Annotated in this window: 9 protein-coding genes; 1 reads left to right on the top strand and 8 read right to left on the bottom strand. The window is 69.7% G+C overall.

Going from position 1 to position 9,580, the window contains the following annotated elements; genetic code table 11:
• Window positions 1-1,167 (bottom strand): alpha-amylase family protein, encoded by a 1,167-nt coding sequence (locus VFF46_RS20000; protein WP_325038680.1) that lies wholly within the window; start codon window positions 1,165-1,167, stop codon window positions 1-3.
• An 8-nt stretch (window positions 1,168-1,175) separates the two neighbouring features.
• Window positions 1,176-1,802 (bottom strand): TrmH family RNA methyltransferase, encoded by a 627-nt coding sequence (locus tag VFF46_RS19995; RefSeq protein ID WP_325038679.1) that lies wholly within the window; start codon window positions 1,800-1,802, stop codon window positions 1,176-1,178.
• A gap of 60 nt (window positions 1,803-1,862) precedes the next feature.
• On the opposite strand from VFF46_RS19995, the gene VFF46_RS19990 reads away from it, so the two are divergent.
• A complete protein-coding gene (locus VFF46_RS19990; protein ID WP_325038678.1) occupies window positions 1,863-2,564 on the top strand; it encodes a DedA family protein in 702 nt (233 codons plus the stop codon).
• A gap of 20 nt (window positions 2,565-2,584) precedes the next feature.
• Here the strand turns inward: VFF46_RS19990 and VFF46_RS19985 are convergent, their stop codons facing one another.
• From VFF46_RS19985 to VFF46_RS19960, 6 genes are all read right to left on the bottom strand, one after another.
• Complete coding sequence (locus VFF46_RS19985; RefSeq protein ID WP_325038677.1) at window positions 2,585-2,995, bottom strand: hypothetical protein; 411 nt, start codon at window positions 2,993-2,995, stop codon at window positions 2,585-2,587.
• 87 nt (window positions 2,996-3,082) lie between these two features.
• On the bottom strand, window positions 3,083-6,064 hold the full coding sequence (locus VFF46_RS19980) for an AfsR/SARP family transcriptional regulator (RefSeq protein ID WP_325038676.1): 2,982 nt from the start codon (window positions 6,062-6,064) through the stop codon (window positions 3,083-3,085).
• Window positions 6,065-6,281: 217 nt separating this feature from the next.
• On the bottom strand, window positions 6,282-7,169 hold the full coding sequence (locus VFF46_RS19975) for a LemA family protein (protein WP_325038675.1): 888 nt from the start codon (window positions 7,167-7,169) through the stop codon (window positions 6,282-6,284).
• Between the two features lie 211 nt (window positions 7,170-7,380).
• Entirely contained in the window at window positions 7,381-8,190 is an 810-nt protein-coding gene (locus VFF46_RS19970; protein ID WP_325038674.1) for a hypothetical protein, read from the bottom strand.
• A complete protein-coding gene (gene pyrE / locus VFF46_RS19965) occupies window positions 8,190-8,735 on the bottom strand; it encodes an orotate phosphoribosyltransferase (protein WP_325038673.1) in 546 nt (181 codons plus the stop codon). Before pyrE ends, VFF46_RS19970 begins: the two co-directional genes overlap by 1 nt.
• A 30-nt stretch (window positions 8,736-8,765) precedes the next feature.
• Window positions 8,766-9,383 carry a class E sortase gene (locus VFF46_RS19960; RefSeq protein ID WP_325038672.1) on the bottom strand — a complete coding sequence of 206 codons (618 nt, stop codon included), beginning with the start codon at window positions 9,381-9,383 and terminating at the stop codon, window positions 8,766-8,768.
• Between the last annotated feature and the right edge of the window lie 197 nt (window positions 9,384-9,580).

Raw genomic sequence — 9,580 nt, 5'->3', positions numbered from 1 at the left:
TTACGTACTTGTCAACAACTTCCAGCCGTGGGCCGGTACGACCGGCGTGCCGTCGAGCGGAAACTGCTCGTCCTGATCCGACACGTTGAGCAACAACAGCACCCACTCGTCACCGTGCGTACTCCGCAGCGCGATGGTCTCATTGGTCAGTTGCTCGACGGTCGTCCGGGCGCGCACCAGCCACGGATGACGCCGCCGTACGCCGATCAGCTCCTGGTGCAGGCGGTACGTCGGCCACCCGTGCGGCGCGAGCTCGTCGGGCCCACTCGGAAACGCGGGCCGGATCGCGTCGTCCCCGCCGACGCGCTCCTCCTTCACGCCACGGAACGCCTGCTCGTCCCCCGCGTAGACGCTCGGTACGCCGCCGACCGTGAACAGGATCGCGAGCGCATGCCCCAGGTGCCGCTCGTCCTCGAGACGCGACGCCAGCCGGGTCACGTCGTGATTGCCGACGAACGTCTGCGGTACGAACGTGTCGAGCAGCGCGTTGTGCCGGCCGAGCGCGTACGACAGCTCGAAGAAGTTGCGGTCGTTGAGCGAACTCCAGATCGCCTTCCACAGCTCGTACTGCGTGACCGAATCGAGCCCGCTCTCCTCGACGTACGCCGCGTAGTCGCCGTGGATCACCTCGCCGAAGTACCAGCCGTCCCGGGGCAGCACGCGCCGCCAGAACCCGGGCGGTACGGCGTACGCCGCGTCCAGGCGCCACGCGTCGACGCCGCGGTCGTTCCAGTACCGGAGCACGTCGCCGACGTACTGCGCGACCTCCGGGTTGCCGTGGTCCAGGGCAACCAGGTGCTCGTGCCCCTCGAACGTGTCCTCGCCGCGGAACCACTCCGGATGCGCGAACGACCGCGCGGCGTGGTTGAACACGCCGTCGAGCCCTACCCGGAGACCGCGGGCGTGCGCCGCGGCGATCAGGTGGTCGAAGTCGGCGTCGTCGCCGAGCCGCGGGTCGATGCGGAAGTGGTCGACCGTGTCGTACCCGTGGGTCTCGGAGGCGAACACCGGGCCGAGCAACAGGCCCGAGCAGCCGAGGTCGATCGCGTAGTCGAGCCAGTTCTCCAGCTGGGGCAGGCGATGGACGACGCCGGGCACCGCGGCGGGCTCGGCGCCGGTGAAGCCGAGCGGGTACAGGTGCCACCAGATCGCGTGGTCAGCCCACATGACGCCTCCTAGCTGCTCGGTGGCTGGTCGAAGGTGTGGCGGCGGATCCAGGCGTGCATGGCGATGGCCGCGGCCGCGCTGGCATTGATGGAGCGGGTGGAACCGAACTGGGCGATCGAGAGCACGGCTGTGCAGACCTGGTGGGCCTCGTCCGTGAGCCCAGGACCTTCCTGGCCGAACAGCAGCACACAGGCCGCAGGCAGGTCGTAGGTCTCCAGGGGGACGGATCCGGGGAGGTTGTCGATGCCGATGATCGGGACCTCCAGCTGTGCGGCATAAGCAGCCAGGTCAGGGAGGGTCGGGTGGTGGCGGACGTGCTGGTAGCGGTCGGTGACCATCGCGCCACGGCGGTTCCACTTGCGGTTGCCGACGATGTGCACCTCGGCGGCCAGGAAGGCGTTCGCGGTCCGGACCACCGAGCCGATGTTCAGGTCGTGCTGCCAGTTCTCGATCGCGACGTGGAACGAGTTCCGCTGCCGGTCCAGGTCCGCGACGATCGCCTCGAGCTTCCAGTACCGGTACTTGTCCACGACATTGCGGCGGTCACCGTGCGCGAGCAGCTCCGGATCGAGCCGCGGATCGTCGGGCAGGTCACCCGTCCAGGGGCCGACCCCGACCTCGTTCGGGCCTACCATGTCCGCTCCACGTACCTCACTGCTCAGCTCGTGCACAGGTGGGGACGCTACCCTGTCCGCGTGCTTCCTCTTGTCGCGATGCTGATGCCGTCCTGGATGAACCCGGAGTACCTGCTGAACTGGCTGGGTGACTGGGCCCTCTGGGGCACGCTCGTGGTCGTGTTCATCGAGTGCGGGTTGCTGTTCCCGATCCTGCCCGGTGACTCGCTGCTGTTCGCGGTCGGCCTGTTCATCGCGCAGGGCACTATCCACGTGCCGCTGTGGCTGGCCTGCGTCCTGCTGACCGTGGCGGCGTTCCTCGGCAACGTCTCCGGGTACTACATCGGCCGCGTCCTCGGTACGTCGTTGTTCAAGAACCCGAACGCCCGCTTCCTGAAGCCGAAGTACATCGAGCAGACGCACGAGTTCTTCGAGCGGTACGGTCCGCGGGCGCTGGTCCTCGGCCGGTTCGTGCCGATCGTCCGGACCTTCATCACGATCGTGGCCGGCGCCGGGAAGATGGACCCGAAGAAGTTCTTCCTGTGGACCGGGATCGGCGCGGTGATCTGGGCCCCGGGCATCACGCTGCTCGGCCATGCCCTCGGGCACGTCGAGTTCATCCACAAGAACCTCGAGGCCGCGCTGGTCGTGCTGGTGCTGATCTCGCTGATCCCGATGTTCGTCGAGTACTTCCTCGCCAAGCGCCGCAACCGCAACAACACCGACGGGACCGGCGGCCCGGCGGACGCGCCGAAGCACGCCGCCCCGAAGCACTCTGCCTAGTCGCCCACCTCGTCCCCCGCCTAGTGCCCGAACGGAAAATGCGGGTCCGACCACACCCAGTCCGTGCTGAGCCGAGTGAGGTCCGCGATCTCGACCGGCCCGGTCACTAGCGGACCGACCACCTGACCGGAGCCGAGCGAACAGGCCACCCGGATCCGGTCTGCCGCCTGGTACCAGACCAGCGCCCCCCGTGGCGCCGCCCCTTCGCGGAGCAGGGCGTGGTGGTCGAGCCAGCTCACCGCGTCGGCCGCGTCGTGCCAGCCGCTGTCGTGCGCGTAGCCGAATGCCATCCGCTGGAACTTCAGCGTCCAGTCCGCCCACGCGGCCGAACCGACCCGCTCCAGCTGCCAGTTCAGCGCCGCCTCGGTGTCCCGCGGGTTCGCCACCCGCGGGACGTTCCGGCGCTCCACGGCAACCTCCCCCCAGGCCATAGGTATCCCCCCGATCCCCGTCCTCGGCCGGTGCTGCCGTGGCATGGTGAAAAGTTTGTCCGGCCGTCATACAGCCGCCGTACATTGCTAGCCGGCCGCGGCGCCTGCCTCGGAGCCGATCAGTAGCCGGCGGCAGTCCGCGGCAGCCGCGTCGTTGCCGGCCTGCTGCCACACCCGCGCGGCGCGTTCGAGCGTACGGCGGGCGTTGTCCACGCTGCCGGTCGACAGGTACAGCTCCCCGAGGTACTGCGCCGCCTGTCCCTCTACGCTGCGATCGCCCAGCCGGTGGCCGACGTCGATCGCGTCCAGCAGCGTCTTCCGGGACGCGGCCACCTCGCCGCGCTCCATCAGCGCCCGCCCGAGCAGCGCCCGGGTGTACGCCGCGCAGTGGTCGTCGCCCATCCCGTCGAAGATCGCCAGCGCCTTGCGCAGTTGGCGGACCGCCTCGTCGTGGCGCCCCTGGTGGACCCGGAGCGCCGCGATCCGCCGCCGTACCTTGGCCTCCCGGTGCGCGTCGGCGCGCCGTACGGCGATCAGGAACGCCTGCGCGAGGAGCTGCCGCGCGGTGTCGAGGTCGCCGCGGACCAGGTAGACGTTGGCGGCCGCGGTCCGGGCCAGCGCCTCGGCGTTCGCGTTGCCGTCCTCGACGAACGCCTCGATCGCCTTCTCGTACTGCGCCAGCCCGGCGTCCCGCTCGCCGCGTTCCCGTAGCCAGGTCCCGAGCCCGACGGCCGCCACCCCCTCGCCGAGCCGGTCTCCCACCTCGGCGAACAACCGTGCGGCGGCGTCGAAGTGCGGACGGGCGGCGTCCCAGTCGTCCTGATAGACCGCGAGCTGGCCGAGATTCCGGTGCATGATCGCCTCGCCATGCCGGTCCCCGCACGCGATCGCGCTCCGCAGCCCCTCCTGGTGCGAGCCGTTCCAGTCGTCGAAGCCGGCCCGCAGGTCCAGGTACGGCCCCCAGGCGGCGGCGATCCGCCAGGCGTGCTCGTGCAGCCCGTTCTGCGCCGCGGCCCGGATCGCCGGCACGAACGTACTGCGCTCGCTGTCGAACCACGCGATCGCATCGGTCTCGGTGAACGGCGACGGATCCGGCGCGGTCAGCGGACCGGTGTGCTCCAGTACGCCGAAGTACTCGAACGACAACGCGTTGTTCGCGCGGCGGATCTTGTTCAGGATCGCGTCGACGACCGTCTCCACGTCCCGGACCGCCTGCGCGCGCTGCTCATCGGTACCGACCCCGAGCGCGTGCAGCCGGAGCAGGTCGTGCACCCGGTACCGCGCCGTACCGCGGTGGTCGACCGAGCTGATCCGCACCAGGTTGACCTCGATCAGCCGGTCCAGACTGCGCCGTACGGCGGCCGGCGACGCGACGGCCTCCAGCGCCCGCGCCGAGAACACACCGACCGCGAAGTGCCCGATCAGCCGGTACAACCGGGCCTCTTCCGGGCTCAGCGCGTCGTAGCTCAGGTCCGCACTGGTCCGTACGGCGAGCTCTCCGATGCTGAGCTCGTCCAGCCGCGACGTCTCGTCCCGCAGCCGCCGCGCGAGCTCACGCGCGCTCAGGTCGGGCCGCTGCGCCAGGCGGCTGCCGACGATCCGGATCGCCAGCGGCAGGTTCGCGCAGGCGCTGAGGATCTCCTCGGCCTCCGGCGACGACGGGTCGATCCGGCCGGGTCCCGCGACCGACGCCAGCAGCCGGGCCGCCTCGCGGTCGTCGAACGTGTCGAGCGGCGTACTGTCCGCGCCGGCCAGGTCCATCAGCCGGTTGCGGCTCGTCACCACGACGGCCGACGCACCGGTGCCGGGCATCAGCGGGGTCACCTGGCCGGCGGTGGCGACGTCGTCCAGGATGATCAGCACCCGGCGGCTGGCCAGTTCGGACCGCAGCATCGCCGAGCGCCGCTCGGGATCCGTCGGGATCGCGAAGTCCGGCAGGTTCAGGCTGAGCAGCAGGTCCGTCAGCGCCGCGGCGGGGTCCCGGGGCTGGGTCGCGCCGTGCATGTCCAGGTAGATCTGGCCGTCCGGGAAGTACTCGCGGACCAGGTGCCCGAGCCTTACGGCCAGTGAGGTCTTGCCGGTGCCAGGTGCACCAGAGATGACGGCTACGGGCGGCCTCACGGGGTCACGGCCGCAGACCAGGTCCCGCAGCTGCTCCAGGAGCTCCTGACGGCCGCTGAAGTCAGCCAGGTCCAGGGGCAGCTGACTCGGCGGCCGTACGGGGTCCTTGAGCTCAGGAGCGGCCATAGGCCCAGGCTGGGCGGTTGGGCTCTGGCGGTCCGTCGTACGGTCGGCTGGGATGCCTGGGTTCGGCCAGTTGGCCGAGCGGCCGTTCTCGGCGCGGGCACCGGCAGCTTCGAGCTCCGGGCCCGGCTTGATGTCCAGCTCGTCGGCAAGCGTCTGTACGGCCTTCGCGTACGCCGCCCGCGCCTCGCCCACACGGCCCGCGGCAACAAGCGCGTCGACCAGGCGGCGCCACAGCTGCTCGTCGTACGGGTCCTCGGTGAGACGTGCACTCAGCAGTACGGCGGCACCGCTGGCGTCGCCGTACTCCAGCCGGAGGTCCAGCAGGCTGTCGACCAGTCCTCGGTGCTGCGCCTCCAGACGGAAGATGGATCCCTCCCACGCCGCAGGCATCGGCAGATCGTCGAGCGGACGGCCGCGCCACAGGGAGTACGCCCGGGAGAGCACCTGCATCGCCTGACGGCCGTCACCGGCGTCCCGCAGGTGCCCGCCCTCGGCGAGCAGTGATTCGAACAGGCTGGCGTCGAGCTCGTCGACGCCCACCTCGATGCTGTAGCCCGCCGCCGACGTGTCGATCGGCGCGGGCAGCCCGGCGTCCTGCAGCACCCCGCGGAGCGCGCGGACGTACGTCCGGATGTTCGCGGTGGCGGATCGCGGCGGGGTGTTCTCCCAGAGCGCGTCCGCGATCAGGTCGGTGGAGACGAACCGGTTCGGGTGCAGGAGCAGCGTGGCCAGCAGCTGCCGCGGCTTGGCCGCCTTCAGCGGCTGCCCCTGGGCGTGGACGAGCCGCAGAGGTCCGAGGATCCCGTACCTCAGACTGTCCACTCGCCCGGCCTCTCCACTCTTGAACCGACCCATCGTGGCATCCCGGCGTACTCGGCGGGAAGGCCGATGTACGCCGGATGTATGTCACTGCGACAGGGTTGCCACAGGTACCGGGGGGAGGACAGGCCCGGAGGTGGCGACTTGACCGCCGTCACACCGGGCCTGGCACTGGGAGCGAGTCCGGGATCGGGGGACCTGGACCACGGGGAACCGGTGCCTACTGGCCACCGGTGAATGGCGGCTGACCGTCCTGTGGCGCGGGGGAACCCGCAGGCGGCCCGCCCACCGGTGGCTCTCCCTGGTACCCCTGCTGCTGCGGAGCGGGGTAGCCGCCCTGCCCCTGCTGACCCTGGTACGGCGGCTGCTGCACCGGCTGCTGCTGGACCGGCTGCTGCTGGTACCCGCCGGGGATCTGCTGCTGCGGGTAGCCCTGCTGGTAGTTGCCCTGGTCACCCGGCATCTGCGGGTGGATCTGGCCGGACGACGGGGCGCCCTGCTGCATCTGCAGCGGCGCCTGCTCACCGGCGACCGAGCCGATGGTGCCGAACGAGACCTGCGGGACCGCGCGGACCTGCTCGTCCTTGACCTCGAAGTACCCGGCCTTCTCGAACTTGAAGGCGTTCGCGATCACGTTCGACGGGAACGCCTCGATCCGGGTGTTGTAGTCGCCGACGTTCGCGTTGTAGAACCGGCGGCCGGCCGCGATCCGGTCCTCGGTGTCGGTCAGCTCGCGCTGCAGACCGAGGAAGTTCTGGTTGGACTGCAGCTGCGGGTACTGCTCGACCGAGATCATCATCTGACGCAGCGCGCCGGACAGCTCACCCTCCGCCGCGGCCCGCTGTTCCGGGTTCGCGCCCTGCGTGTTCACCGCCTGGGTACGCAGCCGCGCGACCTCCTCGAACACGTGCCGCTCGTGCGCGGCGTACGCCCGGACGGTCTCGACCAGGTTCGGGATCAGGTCGTACCGGCGGTGCAGCTCGACGTCGATCTGCCGCCACGACTCCTGGATCAGGTTCCGTTGCTTGACGAACCGGTTGTACGACGTGATCAGCAAGATCGCCACGATGACGACGACCGCGACGATCGCGATGATGACCCAAAGCATGACAAAAGCTCCCGAGAGTTGGCAGTGCTGTACGCGACTCTACGGGTAGGGGGTGTCTCCCGATCCCACGCCGTAGCGAGCAGGTGCTCGGTGCGGTGCCTCGGCGCGCTGGAGTGAAGGCCTCGATGTGGTTTCATCGTGGCCTTTGCTCCAGTGCGGCGAGGTGCCGTGCCGAGTGCCGCGCAGTAGGCGTGGGACCGGGAGACACCCCCTATGTGGGTCCGCCGGGTGGTTGCTGAGGGTTCGGCGCCTGCTGTTGCGGCGGTGGGTACACGGGTTGTTGCTGCGGGGCGGGCGCCTGCTGCTGCGGGTACGCCTCCTCCGCCGGGCGCGGGTCGACGCCCGCGTAGTCGCGCCAGACGTACGGCGGGACCTGCTGTACTACCTGTTCCAGCAGCGAGAGGCGGTTCATCACCTCGTTCGGCTCGTGCGCGCCCCGGTCCCAGCCGACCAGCGAGTCGCCCTCGATCCGCCAGCCGATCTCGCCGCGCGCCAGCAGCAGCTCCATCATCCGCGGCGTCACCACCGCGTGCCCGAACCGCTCGTCGTCGGCCTTCACCCGGAACGCCCGGTTGAACTGGTCGCTCTCGAACTGCAGGTCCCGGAAGCCGAACGCGTTCGCCACCGCGCCGCCGAAGATGCCCTCGTGCGTGACCTCCAGGTGCGGCAGCGCGCCCGGCAACTGCAGCACCACCACGCCGAACTTGTGCGTGGTCGTCGTACGGCGGCCGTTCGAGTCGGTCGAATGCGTCTGGTAGCTGTAGTCGAAGGCAACCATCTGGTGCCCGTTGAACGGCCCGGACAGCACGTTCTTGACGCGCCAGTGGTCACCGGTGTTGAACGGCGTACCGGCCCACTGGTTCGCGAGCGAGTCGTTGGACTCGACGTACGACCAACCCTGCTGGCTCGCGAACCCGGCGAACTCCTCGCGGCGCTTCTTCGCCGTGTAGTAGTTGAAGTAGAGGATGGCCCCGCAGATCGCCAGGACCAGCAGACCGATCAGCAGCGTGCTCGCATGCATCAGCTCAGCCCCAGGTCCTCGAGTCCGAACACGGACCGGTACTCCAGCCCTTCCGCCTCGACCCGTTCCTGGGCGCCGGTCGAGCGGTCCACGATCACCGCGACCGCGACCACCTCGGCGCCGGCCTCGCGCAGCGCCTCGACCGCGGTCAGTACCGACCCGCCGGTCGTCGACGTGTCCTCGACCGCGAGCACCCGGCGGCCCTTCACGTCCGGGCCTTCGATCCGGCGCTGCAGGCCGTGTGTCTTCTCGGCCTTCCGGACCACGAACGCGTCGAGCATCCGGCCCTGCTGGGCGGCCGCGTGCAGCATCGACATCGCCACCGGGTCGGCGCCGAGCGTGAGGCCGCCGACCGCGTCGTACTCCAGGTCCTTGGTCAGCTCGAGCATCGCCGGGCCGATCAGCGGCGCCGCGGCCGCGTCGAGCGTGATCCGCCGCAGGTCGACGTAGTAATCAGCCTCCTTACCGGAGGCCAACGTCACCCGCCCGTGCACGATCGCCTTGCCCTTGACCTGCTCCAGCAGTCCGTCCCGGTCGTAGCTCATGAGCCTTGAGCTTAGATGACAGGTGGTTCGTTACTTCTTGCTGACCTTGACGAGGTGGCCGAAGGCTACTGAGCGGTCTGGGGAGTGAAACAGGTCCTGGCAGGTGGTCAGGGTGATGATCGAGCGGGTCGGGGCGATGCTCTTGCCCGGGACCGGGTCCAGGACCCAGCCGTCGGACGGTTTTACTGTCAGGTCACGCGGTGAGCCGTCCAGCTCGTACGTGTAGACGGCCGCGGCGGTCTCCACCACGATCTGGTCGCCGCGCTGCAGGTCGAGGAGCTTGCGGAACGGCGAGCCGTGCGTGACCCGGTGCCCGGCGATCGCGAAGTTCCCCGGCTGACCGGGCAGCTGAGTTTGCGGATAGTGCCCGATCCCGCGCGAGAGGTCGTCCGCCGCGACACCCTCCACGATCGGCTTCTCCCAATCCGCACCGAACCGCGGGATCCGCAACAACGCGAGCGGCTGCCCGGCCTCGGGCGTCACCACCACAGCCGGCTTCCGCCACTCCTCCCGGAGCGTCTCCTCGGCCTTCCCCATCTGCTGGTTGGCCGCGATCCCGGTCCCGAAGTACTGCCACCCAATCCACCCCAGCACCCCGACCCCACCCACCAGGAACACGATCCCGAGTCCCCTGATAACTCTCCGCACAGGGCCAAGTATGCAGTTCGGCTGTAAAGGCTGTGCACGACGTGTCGATGGACGCCGATGGTTGCCGCGGACGACGATGTGGGCATGAAGGCGCTGGTGAAGGCTGAGGCGCGGCCCGGGTTGTGGCTGCAGGACGTACCCGAGCCGAAGATCGAGGCCGACGAGGTACTGATCAAGGTCCTCCGGACCGGGTTGTG

Origin of the sequence: Kribbella sp., assembly GCF_035655035.1 — a bacterium.
In the GTDB taxonomy this organism is placed as follows: domain Bacteria; phylum Actinomycetota; class Actinomycetes; order Propionibacteriales; family Kribbellaceae; genus Kribbella.
Note: the sequence above shows the minus strand (reverse complement) of the source record. Positions and strands in the feature narration are given on the sequence as shown.